This window comes from Pseudomonas sp. Fl4BN1, assembly GCF_009908285.1.
GTDB lineage: Bacteria > Pseudomonadota > Gammaproteobacteria > Pseudomonadales > Pseudomonadaceae > Aquipseudomonas.
On sequence record NZ_JAAARM010000005.1, the window covers coordinates 57,746 to 74,736 of the forward strand.

Below are 16,991 nucleotides of genomic sequence, written 5' to 3' on the forward strand. Positions count from 1 at the left end.
GGTTATTCCGGCAATTCCAGCTCACGCCCTTCGGCGTCGGTCATCGCCCGCTCCAGCAAGTCCGCCGGCAAGCTCTTGCTGGCCCTGGCCCCGAGCAACTTGAGTTGTTCGCTGCGACTGACCAGATTGCCCCGGCCGTCGGTCAATTTGTTGCGTGCCGCGGCGTAGGCCTTGTCCAATTGCTGCAGGCGATTGCCGACTTCGTCCAGGTCCTGGATGAACAGTACGAACTTGTCGTACAGCCAGCCCGCACGCTCGGCTATCTCCCGGGCATTCTGGCTCTGCCGCTCCTGCTTCCACAGGCTGTCGATCACCCGTAGCGTGGCAAGCAGAGTGGTGGGGCTGACAATGACGATGTGCCGGTCGAAAGCCTCCTGAAACAGGTTGGGCTCGGCCTGAAGGGCAGCGGAGAACGCCGCCTCAATGGGCACGAATAGCAACACAAAGTCGAGACTGTGCAGGCCTTCGAGTCGCTTGTAGTCTTTATCGGACAGCCCCTTGACGTGATTACGCAGGGACAGCACGTGCTGCTTCAAGGCCGTCTGGGCAACCTGCGGATCATCGCTGCCAACGTATTGCTGATAGGCCGTGAGGCTAACTTTGGAGTCCACCACCACCTGCTTGTCACCCGGTAGCATGATCAACACATCGGGCTGGAAACGTTCGCCGTCCGGTCCCTTGAGGCTGATCTGAGTCTGGTACTCGCGGCCTTTCTCCAAGCCAGCGTGCTCCAGTACCCGTTCGAGAATCAGCTCCCCCCAATTGCCCTGAGTCTTCTGCCCCTTGAGAGCGCGGGTCAAGTTGGTGGCCTCATCACTCAAGCGCAGATTCAACTGCTGCAGGCGTTCCAACTCCTTGGCCAGGGAGAAACGCTCCCGAGCCTCGGCCTGGTAGCTTTCCTCGACCCGTTTTTCAAAGGACTGGATGCGTTCCTTCAGCGGGTCCAGCAATTGCCCGAGACGCTGCTGGCTGGTCTCGGCGAAACGCTGCTCGCGCTCATCAAAAATCTTGCCGGCCAGCTCAGCGAACTGTGCACGCAATTCATCCCGGGAACCTTGCAGATCGGTAAGGCGCTGCTGATGACTCTCCTGCTGCTCACGGAGTTCGGCATTCAGTGAGGCGGCGTGGGCATCCAGCCGGCGCAACTCGTTCTCTTTGGCCGCACGCTCCAGGTTCCAGGCGTGGGCGGCATCCCGGGCGTTATCGCGCTCGATCTGCAGCAGCTCGACTTCTCGGCGCAGCGCAGCCAGATCCGCTTGTTTGAGGGCATTGGCCTGACTCAAGTCGCTGACTTCGTCCCGGCAAGCGTCCAATTGCGCTGTCAGTCCTTCCTGGGCCAGTTGGGCCGTGGCCAGGCGCTCCTCCAGCAGGGACAGCTCAGTCTGTCTGGAGCTCCCACGACGTTGCAGTTGCCAGACCAACGCCAGCAGCGGCAGCGCGGCACCCGCCAGGCCAAGCAGCATGCTGGTCAAGTCCATAGCCATAGCGACTCCTGCCGTCGAAATAAGAAATGAAGGTTAACCAAGCCACCAGGTGTTGGACAGCTCAGTCTTCGATCCGGCCCAGCTCGCGCTGAGCGCGAAGGTCGCCGGCACGGGCAGCCTGGCGCAATAAATCATGACCGATACGGCGGTCCCGGGCGTTGCCGCACTCACGGCACATCAACTGGCCAAGGCGGCTTTGTGCTGCGACCACGCCTTCGCGGGCTGGCTGCTTGAGCAGTCGTCCGGCGAAATGCTTGACGTTGGGGTTATGTCCAAGCCGTGGGCTATCTAATAGCCACAAAGCGACACGCAGGGAGAAGCGCTTGGATTCGGTAACACTGGCAGGGGTTGCGGTAACAGAAGGTGATACTGAGCGAAACTTCATAAAGCACTGTGGGGCAGATCGGAAGGCGCGCCACTCTACTCCTTTTTTCGCAAGGGTAAAGTCTAAAAGAGCCAACACGCCCGCCCTAGAGCAAGCGCTTGGGACAATCCACAGAAGCTGTGGATAACTCAGTGGACAACCCCTATACAACCCTCCAAAACCCCCATGAGACGGGCCTTTCAGTCAAACTGACGCTTTTTTCACCAGTAAAAAAAACCGATGTTTTTCATTGACTTAAATTCTCGAGACAGGCTATGGGGCAGACTACAGGGAAGGTGACAAGGCGGTGACACGCTGCGCAACAAGTGTGCACAACTGCGCCAAAAACAATGCCGGTAACGCACCGTTTTCGTACACGCGTCAACGTTGAGAGTCACGCATTCAATACGACGGTTTTTCTCCGCCAGTGGGATTTTTCCTAGCACACTTGCATTATCTCGTTCAACCCAATAGAATCCTCGCCGTTAGTACCAAGCTGAAAGTCAATTCTGGTCGAACAAGTCCCGCCGACACCTTCTCCAAGCGAGAACAATGTCGAACATCAAGGACCGACCACCTCGCTGGTTTCCAGGTAAAACTCGTACTCATGTACCGCTCTTGAACAGAATTCAAAAGCAGCCCACGAGTTAATTACTCTGACCGAACCAACCTGCAAATTGATCAGGATCTCCACCCTGGGCCCAGAACCTTTGCCCTTGTTGTGTTGCCTGCCCTCCTAAGTACCTACCTGCCAGCCCTAGCGCAACCTTATTAAAGCGCTGCAACTGGCGGCTTTGTTCCAGTCAGGTTCTTCGTTTGACCAATGGTGGTCGGCGCTACTGGAACGTTTTAACGTTGCACGGTTCTTAACCGTGTCATTTGTAGGAACACCTAATAATTATGTCTACTCAAATCCAGACTCAGGATGCCATTCGCACCCTCACCCACGCCTTTGCACCGTTGAACTGCCTGATCATGGCTACCCGCAAAGGCTGCTTTAGCTTCACCCTGGTCAACGAACATGGCATCGCCCGTCACAGCGAACGCCTGTACCCCGATCAATACTCCAGCGCCGAACCGCTGCAGGCAGTGATCGATCGTACCCGCCAGGCCCTGGTTGCCTGATACGCCAGATTGCTGAAAAACCTAAAAGCCTCGCTTGCTAGCGGGGCTTTTTATTGCCTGCTGCTTGTCCACCCAGCAATCCAGCCAAAGCACCAATCGATATAAGGCTTATAACAAGAGAACGGAAATATTTTAAAAACAAACCTTTACAAGATAGATATGACACTACACTTCAAGTCAGGCGGCATGACCCGCTTCCGGTGAGCCTGAATCTTTTATCGCTGCCAAGCCTCATCAGGTTTCACCGGTCACTTTTACCCGTCGAGGGATTTATGGGTATCGCCGCCAGCGAGTTGTGTCGCTACGTGATCCGCCCAACACTGATGTACTTGGGCTGTCACAGCAAAACCGCTGAAGCCTTGCTACTAGGAATTGCCGCCAGCCAGTCGGCGCTGGGCTCGGCCCTGCACGATCGACGTGGCCATGGCCTGTATCGCATCACCGAGCCCCGCCACAGAGCTCTTTGGGACCATTACCTGGCACTTGACCCTGAACGGGCCAGCCTGGTTCGCGGGTTGGCCAGCCAACATGCGTTCCTCAGCGGACCGCAGCTGGAGCTCACAGTCAATCTACGGTATGCCACTGCAATCGCCTGGTTGCTGGTAGAAGCACAACACACCCCACTCCCCGCTGCCGACGACCTGCTCGGCATGGCCCGCATCTGGAGGAAGACCTTTCAACCACAAGGACGTTTGAGAGATTTCACCTGTGCCTGGCAAACCTGTATTGCCCCCCCGAGCCAGGTCGCCTGCTGACAATGACTTTTACAAAATCGGAGAAAAAACCCGATTTTGGTCGGATTGTCCTACAAAAACACTCTAAATCAACTGTTTCAGCCTATAGCGCCGAAGCCGAAATGTTGGTAATTTTCGCCTCGGTGATCACCAGGAGTTCTAATAATGAAAAAAGTAATGCTCAAATCGACCATCAGCCTCGCTGTTGCCGTGGCATCTAGCCAGATCTTCGCCAGTGGCTTTGCCCTTAACGAACAAAGCATCAGTGGCATGGGGACTGGTTTTGCAGGACGCTCTTCTGCTGCCGATGATGCAAGCACTGTATTTGGTAACCCTGCCGGTATGTCCCGTCTCAAGACCCAACAAGTGACTGTTGGTGTTGCCGCCATTGACGCATCTACTGACATTAAGCACACCAGTGGTACTCAGAAGGGTACCAACAACGGTGACATGGTTCCTTTCACGGCCGTGCCATTGGGTTTCTACGTCAAGCCTATCGATGAACATTGGGCATTCGGCCTGGGTGTTTATGCACCGTTCGGCCTGGTGACCAACTACGAAAGCAACTTCCAGGGCCGTAACTTCGGCAGCAAAAGTGAAGTCAAGGTAGTGACCCTCCAACCAACCGTAAGCTATGCCTTCAATGACAAGGTATCGATTGGTTTTGGTCCGACTATCAACCGCATTTCCGGTGTATTGGAATCGGCCCTGCAGCCGCCATTTTCCCAGAACACCAGCAACGTCAAGATCAAGGGTGACGATACCGCCTGGGGTTACAACATCGGCGTATTGGTACAAGCGACCGACACGACTCGCGTTGGCCTGACCTATCACTCCAAAGTGGATTACAAACTGGAAGGTCATACTGACGTCTATGCCGGTGCAGGCACTGCAGGCGCAGGAAGCCCGTTCTCGGTACTGAAAAGCAACCGTTACGACGCCTCCCTCAAGGTTACAACCCCTGAGTCCTACGACCTGTCGGTCACTCAAGACATGAGCGATGCCTGGAAACTCTATGCCGGTACCACTTGGACCCGCTGGAGCCGCCTGAAAGACATCACTGTCAACAACGAAGGTGTAACCGCCGCCAACGGCGGTGCCTTTGCTCCGGCCGGCCTGAGCACCATCAAAGAAGACCAGAACTGGCACGACACCTGGGCTTACGCCGTGGGTACCTCCTACCAGTTGAACAAGCAGTGGGTAGTACGTACAGGTCTGACCTTTGACCAGTCGCCAACCAACAACACTGACCGCTCGCCACGTATCCCTACCGGTGACCGGACCATCCTCAGCTTCGGTGCCGGCTGGAGCCCGACTGACGACCTGACCATCGACGTGGCTTACTCTTACCTCAAGGAAGAAAAGGTCAGCATCAACCGCAAAAACGCACTCGGCCAGACTTACAACGCCGAGTACGAAAACAGCGCAAACGGTTTCGGCGTAGGTGCAACCTATCGCTTCTAACCTTCGGTGCCAGACAACTGCCTGGCATGCAGAATGAAAAAGCCCCGGCGTCTCAGGACCCGGGGCTTTTTTATTCCTGCCGCTTCAGACACTCAAGACTTCGATGCCAACGCCTGCTCCACCGCCTCGATGAACTCAGGATTATCCGGTTTGGTCAGACTGGAAAAATGGGCGATCACCTTCCCCTGACGATCCACCACGTACTTGTAGAAATTCCACTTCGGCGCACCGCTCTGCTCAGCCAGCACCTTGAACAGGTGCACCGCATCTGCGCCCCTGACCTTCTGCGGCTCGGTCATGACAAAGGTCACACCATAATTGACGTAGCAGACCCTGGCGGTCTCTGCACCATCCTTGGACTCCTGCTTGAAATCATCGGAGGGCACACCCACCACCTCCAGCCCCTGATCCTTGTAACGCTGATACAGCGCCTCAAGGCCTTTGAATTGCGGGGCGAATCCACAAAAGCTCGCGGTATTGACCACCACCAATGGCTTGCCGGCAAAGCGCTGGCACAGATCAATGGACTCCTTGGCGTGCAACTTGGGCAGCGACCCCTGCAGCAACGACGGACAATCCGCAGCCCACGCCGAGCCGGCGAATGTTGCCAGCAAAGCTGGAATAGCAAACCAGCGCACAGCCATGTCCCGCGTCCTTGAATAATCGACAGACCCCGACGTTACTCGCCGCGGTGCCTGCCTAGCAAGCGCCCATGCCCAACTGCATCACGGCCAGCCCGCCGCGATGCCAGCCCCACCAGGCCAGCAGCAACAGCAAGATGCCGACAACCAGGCCAACACCATAGAAGATCCAGGCCTTCACGCTGTGCTCGCCTGAAGACGTGCTACCGGAAGCTCGCGCACCGGCCAGTTGAGGGCAGCGGCCAGCAGACTGAGGAGAATCGCTACCTGCCAGATCAAGTCGTAACTCCCGGTAAGGTCATACGCAACGCCTCCCAGCCACCCCCCGAGGAAGGCCCCCAACTGGTGGAACAGGAAGACAATCCCACCGAGCATGGACAGGTTTCTGACCCCGAACAAGGTCGCTACCGTACCGTTGGTCAAAGGCACGGTGGACAGCCAGAGAAAACCCATGACCATGCCAAACAGGTAGGCGCTGGTCTGAGTCACCGGCAACCACAGGAACAAACCGATCACCACCGCTCGCAACAGATACAGGCCGGTAAGCAGTCGCGGCTTGGACATCCGCCCGCCCAGCCAACCTGCGGTGTAGGTGCCAAAAATATTGAACAACCCGATCAGCGCCAACACCGTGGTGCCGACCGTGGCCGGCAGGTGCTGATCCACCAGATAGGCGGGCAAATGCACCCCGATGAACACCACCTGGAAACCGCAGACGAAAAAACCGAACGCCAGCAGCCAGAATCCCGAATGTGAACAGGCTTCACGCAACGCTTCCGACAGGCTCTGCTCATGACCCAGTACTGGCAGCGGCTTATCCTTGAGCATGCTCACCAGCGGCACGATCAGTGCCACCAACACCCCGAGCACCAGCAGTGCCGTCGACCAGCCCAACCAACCGATCAGGCCCAAGGTTCCCGGGAGCATGGCGAACTGACCAAAAGAGCCCGCTGCACTGGCAACGCCCATGCCCATGCTGCGCTTCTCCGGCGGCAGAGCCCGGCCGACGACACCAAGAATCACCGAGAAGGAAGTACCGGACAACCCAATACCGATCAGCAATCCGGCACTCAGGGACAGCGACAGGGCCGAATCCGACAACCCCATGAACACCAGCCCGACGGCATAGAGCACACCACCGACAAGCACTACCTTCGCGGCACCGAAGCGATCGGCCAAGGCCCCGGTAAAGGGTTGGGCTAGACCCCAGATCAGGTTTTGCAGGGCAATGGCAAAGGCGAACACTTCCCGCCCCCAGCCAAACTGTGCGCTCATGGGTGGCAGAAACAGGCCAAAGCCATGCCTGATGCCCAGCGACAGAGCCAGGATCAATGCACTGCCGAGAAGCACCCAGCCACTGGTACGCCACATCGATGACATCTTATTCTCCAGTTACGGGTATATACCCGCTTGTATTCAAACAAACTGGCATCAAGCCAGTTCGTTCAGCAAGGCCAACAAGGTTTCACGCTTCTCGGCACCCAGGCGATCGATCAGACGCTGCTGGGCAGCTTCCCAAACAGGCAGCGCGGCGATCAACCGCTCGCGCCCCGCCTCGGTCAGTTGCACCAGACGGTTACGCTGGTCGTCACCCTCCATCAACCTGACCAGGCCGGCGGCTTCCAGCACCCGCACATTGCGCCCCAGAGTGCTGCGATCCAGGCCCATGGCTTCCGCCAGGCTAGAGATGCTTGGCTGATCCAGGCGCAGTAGATTGTTCAGCAAGGAATACTGGGCGACATTGATCCCGAAGCCATCGAGGACACCGTCGTAGTACCGGCTGACGCCACGTGCGGCGCGACGCAGGTTGGTGCATAAACACTGAGAGGGAAGCATGATGCGTGTATATACCCGTGATTAATCCATAGCAAGATTTTTCGGAAAAATCGCCCAGTCGACGCTTTGCTCAAAACACCACCACTGCCAACAACACAGTCGTTTCCAGCAACTCCAATAGAGCACCTGCGGTATCCCCAGTGGTGCCACCCAAGCGCCGCATCATCAACTGACGCAACCAGAAGAACGCTACCACCGCCAGCAGCATCGCCCATAACCCGCTGTAACCTCCCAGCAACAGGCAGGCCAGCACACTCAGGCCCAACACCTGCCGGCCAGCCAGCGGCGGCAGATGATCGGCCAGAGCCTGCCCCAGCCCTCCGGCACGTACATAAGGCGTGCCGAGAAACAGCCCCAGCAATGCCGCACGTCCAATCAGCGGCGCCAACAACAAGGCAAAACCTTGCTGCTGCTCGATCAGCGCCACCAGGGCGGTGAACTTGAGCAACAGCACCATCACCAGAGTCACTACAGCGATCGGTCCGCTGCGAGGGTCCTTCATGATGCTCAGGGTTCGCTCACGATCACCGAAGCCCCCCAGCCAGGCATCAGCGCTGTCTGCCAACCCATCCAGGTGCAAGCCACCACTGAGCAAGACCCAAGCCGTCAGCAGCAGGGCCGCATGTACCAGTAAGGGAGTGCCGCCGAGCAAGGCGTTCAACGCCCACAACAGCATGCCGAACAGCAACCCCACCAACGGGTAGAACAGCAATGAGCGCCCCAGCTCTTCAGGCTGGGGCATTCCCGGCAGGCGGATCGGCAAGCTGCTGAGAAACTGCAAGGCAATCCAGAATGGCAACATTTCAGCCCTCCTCGCTCAAGTGACCCGCGGCGACCACCTTCAAGCTGAACAATGCACCGTGACTCACTTCGACATTCAGCAACTGCTCGCGAGGCAAACCCCGCGCCCGAGCCAGCAACAGGCGCATGACTCCACCATGACTGATCAGCAGCACACGCTGCCCGGCATAGGCCTGGTGCAAGCGGTCGATTGCCCCCAGGACCCGCCGGGAAAATGCCTCTACCGGCTCGCCCTCAGGAGGAGTGAAGCCATAAGGATCGGACCAGAAACGCCCCAACGCATCGGCATCGGTCTCCATCAGCGCCGCCGCGCTCTGCCCTTCCCATACGCCAAAATGCAGCTCCTGCAGGTGATGCTCCAGGGTCAACGGCAACTGCAACTGCGCCGCCAGCTCTTCGGCGAAACGCGCACAACGCTGCAACGGAGAACTGACCACCCGGTCCCACGGGCCACGACCCTGGAGCCCTTCACGCATCTGCTGCCAGCCACGAACGGTCAACGCATCGTCCAGACTGCCGCGCAGGCCCCCTCCTAACTCGGTCTCACCGTGGCGCAGCAGGTCCAGATGCAAGGTCATGCCGGACGATCCGCCACGGCCGCCTCGGCAAAAGTCGCCATCTGCCCATGCAGATCACAGGCAAGCCGCAGCAACGGCACCGCCAATGCAGCGCCGCTGCCTTCGCCCAGGCGCAGGCCGAGATCCAGCAACGGCTCTGCGTCCAGAATGCGTAGCACAAGCCGATGCCCGGGTTCGGCCCCTTGGTGGGCAAACAACAGCCATGGACGACTAGACGGATTCAGGCGCACCGCCACCAAGGCTGCGACACTGCAGATAAAACCATCCACCAGCACCGCGATACCTTCCTGGGCGCAAGCCAAGTAAGCCCCCACCAAAGCCGCTATTTCAAAACCGCCAAGACTGAACAGGCTCTGCAAGGCATCGCCTCGGCAAGCGGCATGCACCGTCAGGGCACGCTCGATCACCCGGGCCTTATGGTTGACGCCCTCGGCATCCAGGCCGGTGCCGGGTCCGGCCAACTGCGCCGCCGGAATATCCAGCAAGGCACAGGCAATGGCACTGGCAGCAGTGGTGTTGCCAATGCCCATTTCACCGCCGATAAACAGCTGGGCGCCGTTGGCATGGGCACGCAACGCGCTGGCGCGGCCGGCTTCAAGTGCCAGCTCGGCCTGAGCCCGGGTCATTGCCGGGCCTTGGACAAAATTGCCCGTGCCGAGCCCCAGGTTCAGATGACGGACACCAGGCAGGTTCAGCCCAGGTGTCACCGTTCCCAGATCGACCACTTCCAGCTGCGCCCCCAGTTGTTGGGCCAGCACACTGATCGCGGCGCCGCCACTGACAAAGTTCAGCAGCATCTGCCCAGTCACTTCCTGCGGATAAGCGGAAACCCCCTCGGCGACCACACCATGATCGCCGGCAAAGATGGCGATCCACACCTGTTCGAGGCTGGGCTTGAGCCGTCCTTGCAAACCCGCCAGGCGCACGGCCAAAGGCTCCAGGCGCCCGAGGGAACCGGCCGGTTTGGTCAATTGCTGCTGACGCTCCAGCGCTTGCTCAACCACCTGAACATCAATCGCCTTGCATGGGTTCAGCCACCAGGAGTTACTCATAATGCAGTTCCTTTCAAAGTCAGGGGCAAGCCGGCAACAGTCAGCACCACACGCTGACAACGCTCGGCCAGGGCTTGATGCAGCCAACCGGCTTCATCCACGTAGCGGCGAGTCAATTCGCCCAGCGGTACGACACCCATTCCGGTTTCGTTGCTGACAAAAATGATTTCTCCCGGCAACGTTGCCAGGCACTCCAGCAAAGCCTCACGCTCTGCCACCAGACGCTTGGCATCGTCGAGCATCAACAGGTTGGTCAGCCACAGGGTCAGGCAATCCACCAGCAGGCAGCTGCCGCCTGCTGCGCTCTGCTGCAGCACCCGAGCCAGCTCCACCGGCTCCTCAATCAAGCCCCACTGCGCCGGACGCCGCTCACGATGGTGGACGATACGTTGACTCATCTCGCCATCCAGAGGCTGGCTAGTGGCGATATAAGTCACCGCCAGACCGCTGTCCGTGGCCAGCTTCTCAGCCAGGCGACTCTTGCCGGAACGAGCTCCGCCGAGGATCAGTTGCAACATGCTTAGGCACCTTTGAAAAGAAGTCGGCCGGGGCTCCGGGCCTACAGACCGCAGAGCCGACGCAACGCGCCGGTATCCAGATGACACTCGACCAAGTCCGCCAGACGCTCGATATCGCGCTCACGCAGGGCGTGGTAATCCACCTCCTGCACATCCTGCAGGCCGGCCCAGCGCAGCAGTGCACTACAGGCTGCCGGGGTTTCGAACAGGCCGTGCAGGTAGGTCCCGAAAATTTGTCCGTCGAGGCTGCAGGCGCCATCGCTGCGACCGTCCTGGAGCAGCACCGCCGCTTGTTCCAGAGCCGGCCCTCGGGTAACCCCAGCGTGAATTTCATAGCCACTGACCGGAGCATTTTCCAAGGTCAGGTGACCGCTGACATTGCGCAGTTGCTTCTCTTCTTCGAGTACGGTTTCAAAGGCCAGCAGGCCCAGGCCCGGACTCGAACCCGCCACCCCTTCCAAGCCCAGAGGATCGTGTAACTGCTCACCAAGCATCTGCAGGCCGCCACAGATCCCCAGCAACTTGCCGCCATAGCGCAAGTGTCGGGAAACAGCTCGGTCCCAGCCATTGGCCCGCAGATAAGCCAGGTCACCGCGCACGCTTTTCGAACCAGGAAGAATGATCAGGTCAGCAGCGGGAATCGCCTGCCCCGGGCCGATGAACTGCAAGTCCACCTGAGGATGCAGGCGCAACGGATCGAAATCCGTATGATTGCTGATGCGCGGCAACACCGGCACCACCACCTTCAGTACCTGCTCGTCTTTACTGGCCTGGCGCTGGTCGATGCCATCCTCCGCCTCCAGGTGCAAGTCCATGACATAAGGCAACACGCCGATCACCGGCTTGCCGGTACGGGCTTGCAGCCAGTCCAGCCCTGGCTGCAACAGCGCCAGGTCGCCACGAAAACGATTGATGATGAAACCCTGGACTCGCGCCTGCTCGCTGGCAGACAGCAATTCCAGGGTACCCACCAGGTGAGCGAACACTCCGCCACGATTGATATCGGCGATCAGCAACACCGGACAATCCACCGCCTCGGCAAACCCCATATTGGCGATATCGCCAGCCCGCAAGTTAATCTCCGCCGGCGAGCCGGCGCCTTCCACCATCACCACCTGATAGGCGCCTCGCAGACGCTCATGGGAGGCCAATACCGCCTGCATGGCGATGACTTTGTAGTCGTGATAGGCCACAGCATTCATGCTGGTGACCGCCCGGCCATGAATGATTACCTGCGAGCCGGTATCACTATTGGGCTTGAGCAGCACCGGGTTCATATCGGTGTGGGGCGCCAGATTGGCCGCCTGGGCCTGTACCGCCTGGGCCCGGCCAATCTCGCCACCGTCAGCGGTCACGGCACTGTTGAGCGCCATGTTCTGCGGCTTGAACGGCACCACGCTGACACCCTGGCGTTGCAACCAACGGCACAGGGCCGTGACCAAGGTGCTCTTGCCCGCATCCGAGGTGGTGCCTTGTACCATCAACGTACTCATGGGTATTCCTTGCGATAAGCCAGCAACGCCTGCTCCAGGCGCATCGATTCAGCATCGTCGGCGGGCAGGCCGAAACGCAGACTACTGTTGTGCACGAACAACCGCAGGAGAATGCCGCGTTGCGCCATGAACTGATAAAGGCGCTCGGCCTCGGCGGTGATCAGCCATTGAAACAGGGCGCAACCGCCCTGGGGCTTGAATCCATGACGCTCCAGGACGCCCACCAAGCGCTGGCTCGCCGCCTCACTGCGCAAGCGTTGCCGGGTATGCCCGGCGACATCCCGCAGGCAAGCCTGACCAAGAATCCGGGTCGGCCCGCTGACCGCCCAGGGCCCGACCTGCTCGGCCAACAGCTTGAGCAAATGGCGCTCGGCCAGGACAAAACCCAGGCGCACGCCAGCCAGACCGAAAAACTTGCCGAACGAGCGCAACACAATCAGCCCGACCTGATCAGCATGACGGGCCAGGCTCAGGTCCGGGGTGTTATCCATAAAGGCCTCATCGACCACCAGCCAGCCGCCGCGCTGGGCCAACCGCCCGTGCCAGTCCAGCAGGCGTTCCGGGGTCAGGCTCAGGCCCGTGGGATTATTGGGATTGACCACCACCAGAACATCAAGGCTGTCGAGGAAGAAATCCACTTCCTGCTCCAGCACCTCACGCACCCGATAGCCACTACGACGCCAGGCTTCGGCGTGCTCGGCATAACAGGGTGATAACACGCCGACCTTGCCCGCTCGCCGCAAGCGCGGCAGCAACTGGATCGCCGCCTGGGAACCGGCCACCGGCAACACTTCGCTGGCACCGTAATAGGCACAGGCCGCCTGCTCCAGGCCGTCATCGGTCTCCGGCAGGCGTGCCCAGGCGCGCATGGGGATGGTCGGCAGAGGGAATGGCCAAGGTGCCAGTCCGCTGGACAGATCCAGCCAGGCCTCTTCGGCAATGCCGTATTCCTGGGCCGCCTTGCGCAACCGTCCGCCGTGTTCAAGCATAGAATTCAGCCCCCAGGCAAAGAACCAGCAGCCATAGCCACACGCCTCGCTGCACTAGTTGCCAGCCGCGATCAATCGAATTGGCGTCCGCCGGTTCGCCCTCGCCCAGCTGCGGACGTTGATGCAACTCACCGTGATAAATCGCCGCACCGCCCAGCTCCACACCCAGCGCGCCCGCTCCAGCCGCCATCACCGGACCGGCGTTGGGACTGTCCCAGGTCGGGCCCTGACGACGCCAGCACTTGAGTGCCAAGCGGGTCTTGCCCAGCAGGGCATAGGTCAGCGCCACCAGCCGTGCAGGGATGTAGTTGAGCAGATCGTCAATCCGTGCCGCCGCCCAACCGAAGCGCTCGAAACGCTCGTTACGATAGCCCCACATCGCATCCAGGGTGTTGCTCAGACGATAGAGCACCACACCCGGCACGCCGGCCACGGCAAACCAGAACAATGCGGCGAACACTGCATCACTGCCGTTCTCCAGCACCGATTCAGTGGCTGCGCGCGCCACTTCAGTCGCGTCCAGTTCACTGGTCTGGCGGCTCACCAGAAACCCTACCCGACGCCGCGCCTCTGGTAGATCGTCACTGCGCAATGCTTGAGCTACAGGCTCGACGTGCTCGCCGAGGCTACGCAGCCCCAAGGCGCAATACAGCGCCAGGACTTCCACCAGCCAACCGATATAAGGCAGCCAGGAAAGTGCGGTTGCCAGCAGGGTCAAGGGCAGCACCGCGAGGACCCAGGCGGTGACGCCATGGCTGCGCCAGCCGCGGCCGGCGGCATTGAAACGTTGCTCGATACGATCCGCCAGACGGCCGAACGCCACCAGCGGATGCCAGCGCTTGGGTTCGCCCAGCAGCGCATCCAGCGCTACCCCAGCGACACTCAGCAACGCCACACTCATTGACTCACTCCCCAGTAATTCTCATACAACAACTCACTTAATGGCCGCGGCTGTGCCCAGCCCTCCAACACCAGCATTGGTGCAGGGTAAAACTCGGTAACCGGCCCCAGGCACAACACCGCCAAGGGCTTGGCGCCAGCCGGCAACCCCAGCAGGTCGGCCAGGGCCTGCGGCTCGAACAGCGACACCCAGCCCATTCCCAGGCCTTCGCTACGCGCTGCCAACCAGAGGTTCTGAATCGCACAGGACAGGGAGGCAAGGTCCATTTCCGGCAAGGTCCGACGACCAAAAACATGCCGCTCGCGTCCGTCCATCAATGCCGCTACCAGCACCTCGGCACAGTCATTGATACCTTCGACCTTGAGTTTCATGAACTCGTCGGAACGTTCGCCCAGCGCCTCGGCAGTGCGCACCCGCTCCTCTTCCACCAGTTGCTGGATCTGCCCGCGCAGCAGGCGATCGCTGATACGGATAAAACGCCAAGGCTGCATCAACCCCACGCTGGGTGCCTGATGCGCCGCCTCCAGTAGACGCCTCAACAGCTCGGGCGCCACACTGCCACCGGCAAAATGACGCATGTCGCGCCGCTCGGCGATGGCGCGATAGACCGCCTCGCGCTCCGCCGCAGAAAAACCCTTCTCACTCACCTGCCACACCCTCGACAACCACCGACGTGCCGACAACAGCGTCAATCCCATCCGGAACAAACAAAGCCGCCATCGCCGCCGGATTGGACGGGAAATAGAAGTGCACATAAGAAGCCGTCATCCGCCCATCGCGATACACCGCCTCCGCTCCCCGGCCGCCATTGGGGCTCACACCCCGGGCAATCGGCTCAAGCTCGGTACTGGTCAGGGAATGGTGATAGGTGTGGCCACGCAAGCTGCCCTCCGGCAACTCCACCGCCTGTAGGGCCAGGGCCGCCAGACGCTTTTGCATCACCGCCTCACCGGGCAGCAGCCCCAGCAGTTCGGCACGCCGGCCTTCGACATCGGTCAGGGAATCCAGCAGATACAGCATGCCGCCGCACTCGGCGAGCAACGGCTTGCCGGCGCCATGGTGGGCGCGAATGGCGTCCAGCATCGAAGTGTTCTGCGCCAGCGCCTGATGGTGCAATTCGGGGTAACCACCGGGCAGGTACAGACTGTCTGCCTCGGGCAACTCTCGATCATGGATGGGCGAGAAGAAACTCAACTGCGCGCCCATTGCCCGCAACAGGTCCAGGCTCGCACCGTAGGTAAAGGCAAACGCCTCGTCGCGCGCCACGGCGATACGCACACCTTCCAGCAGCGGCTCGCACACTACTGGCGCTGGCGCGGCGAAATCCACCGCCGGCGGCAACGCCACTTCACAGCTACTGGCCAGGGCTTGGGCAGCAGCATCCAGACGCAGGTCCAAGTCGTTCAGCTCGCTGGCTTGCACCAGCCCCAGGTGGCGACTGGGCAGCTCGATGCCGGTCTCCCGAGACAAAGCGCCATACCAACGCAAACCTTCGGTAAGGCTGCCTTCAAGCAACTGCGCATGACGCAGGGTGCCGACGCGGTTGGCCAGCACCCCGGCGAACGGCAGGTCTGGCTGGTAGCGCGCCAGGCCCAAGGCCAGGGCGCCAAAGGTCTGGGCCATGGCAGTGCCATCGATCACCCCCAGCACCGGCACGCCGAAGTGCCGCGCCAAATCGGCGCTGGAGGGTGTGCCATCAAACAAGCCCATGACCCCTTCGATAAGGATCAGGTCGGCTTCGCCTGCAGCCTCCCAGAGCAGCCGACGACTTTCCTGCTCGCCCACCATCCACATGTCCAACTGATAGACCGGAGCACCGCTGGCACGCTCAAGAATCATCGGATCGAGAAAGTCCGGACCGCATTTGAATACCCGGACCTTGCGCCCCTGATTACGGTGAAGACGGGCAAGCGCTGCGGTCACGGTGGTCTTGCCCTGGCCGGAAGCCGGTGCGGCAATCAATACCGCCGGGCAATGACGAACATCGGTCATGAATTCACACTCACAGCTCAACACCTTTCTGTGCCTTGATACCGGCCTGGAAAGCGTGCTTGACCACGCCCATCTCAGTAACGGTATCTGCCAGCTCGATCATCTCCGGCTTGGCCCCGCGCCCTGTCACCACTACGTGCTGCATCGGTGGACGGGCCTGCAGGTCACTGAGCACCTGATCCAAGTCCAGGTAGCCGTGCTTGAGAGCGATGTTCAACTCATCGAGTACCACCAGACCGATGCTCGGGTCGCTCAACAGCTCCTTGGATACCGCCCAGGCAGCCTCAGCCGCGGCGATATCGCGCTGACGATCCTGGGTTTCCCAGGTAAAGCCCTCGCCCATCACATGAAAGCGCACCTGGTCCGGAAAACGCCGGAAAAACAGCTCTTCGCCAGTACTGTTACGACCTTTGATGAACTGCACCACACCGCAATTCATGCCGTGGCCCATGGACCGCGCCAGCATGCCAAAGGCCGAACTGCTCTTGCCTTTGCCATTGCCAGTCAACACCAGCAACAGGCCGCACTCATTGGGTGAGTTGGCAATGCGTTCGTCGATCACGGCTTTTTTTCGCAACATGCGCGCCAGATGGCGCTCGTCACGATCAGGGGAATCACTCATGGGGCAGCTCTCCGTTGGGGCTGGGGAACGGCGGGCAGGAAAAGAAATAGACGGCATAAGCCTGGCATCGCCCACCGTGATGCCGTTGGATGGATCAGGCCGGTCTCCGGGCTCATGAGGGGCATCACTGCCGGACTGCGCACCTTCCCATATCGTCCCCGACACAGTGGCACCTGGCGCAGTCTTGACTCATCTACCGTTGCGGGGGCAGCGCCGGATTTGTCGCCGGCTCCATCGCTGGAACAGGCCCTGACCGGCTTCCCTGTTTCACTCTGTCGACCACCGGCCACAGAGCACCTGAAACAAGTCGCGAAGGTTAGAGGGTTGGGGGTGGAGCGTCAATTAAAGCCGGCCGTCGAGTCCACCAGAAAACTGCACTGCATCAACAAACTGACGC

The 16,991-nt window shown here is 60.1% G+C and carries 19 protein-coding genes and 1 riboswitch; of the genes, 3 read left to right on the forward strand and 16 right to left on the reverse strand.

Translation table 11 applies throughout. From position 1 onward, the window contains the following. Window positions 1-2: 2 nt before the first annotated feature. Both rmuC and GV818_RS07365 read right to left on the reverse strand, forming a co-directional pair. Window positions 3-1,370 (reverse strand): DNA recombination protein RmuC, encoded by a 1,368-nt coding sequence (gene rmuC, locus GV818_RS07360; RefSeq protein WP_178124798.1) that lies wholly within the window; start codon window positions 1,368-1,370, stop codon window positions 3-5. Window positions 1,371-1,545: 175 nt separating this feature from the next. After that, on the reverse strand, window positions 1,546-1,869 hold the full coding sequence (locus tag GV818_RS07365; protein ID WP_161755925.1) for a sel1 repeat family protein: 324 nt from the start codon (window positions 1,867-1,869) through the stop codon (window positions 1,546-1,548). A gap of 879 nt (window positions 1,870-2,748) precedes the next feature. Between GV818_RS07365 and GV818_RS07370 the strand changes: the two genes are divergently transcribed. The 3 genes from GV818_RS07370 to GV818_RS07380 all read left to right on the forward strand — a co-directional run bounded on the left by GV818_RS07370 (window position 2,749) and on the right by GV818_RS07380 (window position 5,171). Further along, window positions 2,749-2,973 carry a hypothetical protein gene (locus GV818_RS07370; protein ID WP_161755926.1) on the forward strand — a complete coding sequence of 75 codons (225 nt, stop codon included), beginning with the start codon at window positions 2,749-2,751 and terminating at the stop codon, window positions 2,971-2,973. 272 nt (window positions 2,974-3,245) lie between these two features. Then, on the forward strand, window positions 3,246-3,728 hold the full coding sequence (locus GV818_RS07375) for a hypothetical protein (RefSeq protein ID WP_161756198.1): 483 nt from the start codon (window positions 3,246-3,248) through the stop codon (window positions 3,726-3,728). A 144-nt stretch (window positions 3,729-3,872) separates the two neighbouring features. Continuing rightward, a complete protein-coding gene (locus tag GV818_RS07380) occupies window positions 3,873-5,171 on the forward strand; it encodes an OmpP1/FadL family transporter (RefSeq protein WP_161755927.1) in 1,299 nt (432 codons plus the stop codon). 92 nt (window positions 5,172-5,263) lie between these two features. Here the strand turns inward: GV818_RS07380 and GV818_RS07385 are convergent, their stop codons facing one another. From GV818_RS07385 to cobO, 14 genes are all read right to left on the reverse strand, one after another. After that, window positions 5,264-5,815 (reverse strand): glutathione peroxidase, encoded by a 552-nt coding sequence (locus tag GV818_RS07385; RefSeq protein ID WP_161776222.1) that lies wholly within the window; start codon window positions 5,813-5,815, stop codon window positions 5,264-5,266. Between the two features lie 55 nt (window positions 5,816-5,870). Further along, entirely contained in the window at window positions 5,871-5,993 is a 123-nt protein-coding gene (locus tag GV818_RS34380) for a hypothetical protein (RefSeq protein ID WP_256667466.1), read from the reverse strand. After that, window positions 5,990-7,192, reverse strand: a complete 1,203-nt coding sequence (locus tag GV818_RS07390) for an MFS transporter (protein ID WP_161755929.1) — start codon at window positions 7,190-7,192, stop codon at window positions 5,990-5,992. The genes GV818_RS34380 and GV818_RS07390 overlap by 4 nt, the downstream gene beginning before the upstream one ends. Window positions 7,193-7,243: 51 nt before the next feature. Further along, a complete protein-coding gene (locus GV818_RS07395) occupies window positions 7,244-7,648 on the reverse strand; it encodes a MarR family winged helix-turn-helix transcriptional regulator (protein WP_161776224.1) in 405 nt (134 codons plus the stop codon). Window positions 7,649-7,718: 70 nt separating this feature from the next. After that, a complete protein-coding gene (locus GV818_RS07400; protein WP_161755931.1) occupies window positions 7,719-8,450 on the reverse strand; it encodes an adenosylcobinamide-GDP ribazoletransferase in 732 nt (243 codons plus the stop codon). A gap of 1 nt (window position 8,451) precedes the next feature. Further along, entirely contained in the window at window positions 8,452-9,027 is a 576-nt protein-coding gene (gene cobC / locus GV818_RS07405) for an alpha-ribazole phosphatase family protein (RefSeq protein WP_161755932.1), read from the reverse strand. Beyond that, complete coding sequence (gene cobT, locus GV818_RS07410; RefSeq protein WP_161776226.1) at window positions 9,024-10,079, reverse strand: nicotinate-nucleotide--dimethylbenzimidazole phosphoribosyltransferase; 1,056 nt, start codon at window positions 10,077-10,079, stop codon at window positions 9,024-9,026. Before cobT ends, cobC begins: the two co-directional genes overlap by 4 nt. Continuing rightward, window positions 10,076-10,597 (reverse strand): bifunctional adenosylcobinamide kinase/adenosylcobinamide-phosphate guanylyltransferase, encoded by a 522-nt coding sequence (gene cobU, locus GV818_RS07415; RefSeq protein WP_161755934.1) that lies wholly within the window; start codon window positions 10,595-10,597, stop codon window positions 10,076-10,078. The genes cobT and cobU overlap by 4 nt, the downstream gene beginning before the upstream one ends. Window positions 10,598-10,638: 41 nt before the next feature. After that, window positions 10,639-12,090, reverse strand: a complete 1,452-nt coding sequence (locus GV818_RS07420; RefSeq protein ID WP_161776228.1) for a cobyric acid synthase — start codon at window positions 12,088-12,090, stop codon at window positions 10,639-10,641. Beyond that, on the reverse strand, window positions 12,087-13,079 hold the full coding sequence (gene cobD / locus GV818_RS07425) for a threonine-phosphate decarboxylase CobD (protein WP_161776230.1): 993 nt from the start codon (window positions 13,077-13,079) through the stop codon (window positions 12,087-12,089). The genes GV818_RS07420 and cobD overlap by 4 nt, the downstream gene beginning before the upstream one ends. Continuing rightward, window positions 13,072-13,980, reverse strand: a complete 909-nt coding sequence (gene cbiB, locus GV818_RS07430) for an adenosylcobinamide-phosphate synthase CbiB (RefSeq protein WP_161755937.1) — start codon at window positions 13,978-13,980, stop codon at window positions 13,072-13,074. Before cbiB ends, cobD begins: the two co-directional genes overlap by 8 nt. Continuing rightward, the gene (gene bluB / locus GV818_RS07435) at window positions 13,977-14,627 is read right to left on the reverse strand and encodes a 5,6-dimethylbenzimidazole synthase (RefSeq protein ID WP_161755938.1); all 651 of its coding nucleotides are present in this window, start codon (window positions 14,625-14,627) and stop codon (window positions 13,977-13,979) included. Before bluB ends, cbiB begins: the two co-directional genes overlap by 4 nt. Beyond that, a complete protein-coding gene (locus GV818_RS07440) occupies window positions 14,620-15,972 on the reverse strand; it encodes a cobyrinate a,c-diamide synthase (protein WP_161755939.1) in 1,353 nt (450 codons plus the stop codon). The genes bluB and GV818_RS07440 overlap by 8 nt, the downstream gene beginning before the upstream one ends. Window positions 15,973-15,982: 10 nt before the next feature. Beyond that, on the reverse strand, window positions 15,983-16,594 hold the full coding sequence (gene cobO / locus GV818_RS07445) for a cob(I)yrinic acid a,c-diamide adenosyltransferase (RefSeq protein WP_161755940.1): 612 nt from the start codon (window positions 16,592-16,594) through the stop codon (window positions 15,983-15,985). 80 nt (window positions 16,595-16,674) lie between these two features. Continuing rightward, a riboswitch (cobalamin riboswitch) is annotated at window positions 16,675-16,910 on the reverse strand. Window positions 16,911-16,991: the final 81 nt, after the last annotated feature.

Coding starts and splice junctions, on each gene's coding strand:
- GV818_RS07380 (WP_161755927.1), top strand. CDS start 3,873: ATGAAAAAAGTAATGCTCAAATCGACCATCAGCCTCGCTGTTGCCGTG.
- cobD (WP_161776230.1), bottom strand. CDS start 13,079: ATGCTTGAACACGGCGGACGGTTGCGCAAGGCGGCCCAGGAATACGGC.
- GV818_RS07440 (WP_161755939.1), bottom strand. CDS start 15,972: ATGACCGATGTTCGTCATTGCCCGGCGGTATTGATTGCCGCACCGGCT.
- GV818_RS07400 (WP_161755931.1), bottom strand. CDS start 8,450: ATGTTGCCATTCTGGATTGCCTTGCAGTTTCTCAGCAGCTTGCCGATC.
- GV818_RS07370 (WP_161755926.1), top strand. CDS start 2,749: ATGTCTACTCAAATCCAGACTCAGGATGCCATTCGCACCCTCACCCAC.
- cobC (WP_161755932.1), bottom strand. CDS start 9,027: ATGACCTTGCATCTGGACCTGCTGCGCCACGGTGAGACCGAGTTAGGA.
- GV818_RS07390 (WP_161755929.1), bottom strand. CDS start 7,192: ATGTCATCGATGTGGCGTACCAGTGGCTGGGTGCTTCTCGGCAGTGCA.
- GV818_RS07375 (WP_161756198.1), top strand. CDS start 3,246: ATGGGTATCGCCGCCAGCGAGTTGTGTCGCTACGTGATCCGCCCAACA.
- cbiB (WP_161755937.1), bottom strand. CDS start 13,980: ATGAGTGTGGCGTTGCTGAGTGTCGCTGGGGTAGCGCTGGATGCGCTG.
- GV818_RS07420 (WP_161776228.1), bottom strand. CDS start 12,090: ATGAGTACGTTGATGGTACAAGGCACCACCTCGGATGCGGGCAAGAGC.
- GV818_RS07395 (WP_161776224.1), bottom strand. CDS start 7,648: ATGCTTCCCTCTCAGTGTTTATGCACCAACCTGCGTCGCGCCGCACGT.
- cobT (WP_161776226.1), bottom strand. CDS start 10,079: ATGAGTAACTCCTGGTGGCTGAACCCATGCAAGGCGATTGATGTTCAG.
- cobO (WP_161755940.1), bottom strand. CDS start 16,594: ATGAGTGATTCCCCTGATCGTGACGAGCGCCATCTGGCGCGCATGTTG.
- GV818_RS07365 (WP_161755925.1), bottom strand. CDS start 1,869: ATGAAGTTTCGCTCAGTATCACCTTCTGTTACCGCAACCCCTGCCAGT.
- cobU (WP_161755934.1), bottom strand. CDS start 10,597: ATGTTGCAACTGATCCTCGGCGGAGCTCGTTCCGGCAAGAGTCGCCTG.
- GV818_RS07385 (WP_161776222.1), bottom strand. CDS start 5,815: ATGGCTGTGCGCTGGTTTGCTATTCCAGCTTTGCTGGCAACATTCGCC.